The organism is Arthrobacter sp. 10T419 (assembly GCF_056394105.1).
On record NZ_JBFTHF010000052.1, the window covers coordinates 1 to 423 of the forward strand.

General features: G+C 64.5%; 1 protein-coding gene. It reads right to left on the reverse strand.

All coding sequences use genetic code 11. The annotated features are described in order from the left end of the window. Positions 1 to 387: arsenic resistance protein (locus tag AC1DBD_RS17835; protein WP_476982723.1), on the reverse strand; the 387-nt coding region annotated here is incomplete at its 3' end. Positions 388 to 423: the final 36 nt, after the last annotated feature.

Genomic DNA, 423 nt, shown 5'->3' on the forward strand with positions numbered 1-423 from the left:
GTCCAGCTGATCGACGGGCAGCAGCGGCGCGAATAAATGCCGCACAAACAGCCAGCCCAGCAGCGCCATCGAGAACGGCTTGACGGCCCAGTTGATAAACAGCGTCACGCCGATGCCGCGCCAGTGCGATTTCACCTGCCCCAGCGCCGTGAAATCGATCTTCAGCAGCATCGGGATGATCATCACCCAGATCAGCACGCCCACGGGCAGGTTGACCTGCGCGTACTCCATGCGCCCGATGGCCTGGAACACGCCGGGCAGCATCTGGCCGAGCGCGATGCCGACCACGATGCACAACGCCACCCAGACGGTGAGATAACGTTCAAAGAATCCTATGGCGGGCGCGGAGGCGGCTCGGGCTGGCGCTGCAATGTCCGGGCTGCTCATCCTTCGGCTCCCTGCAACGGCGGGGTGGCGCAAGCC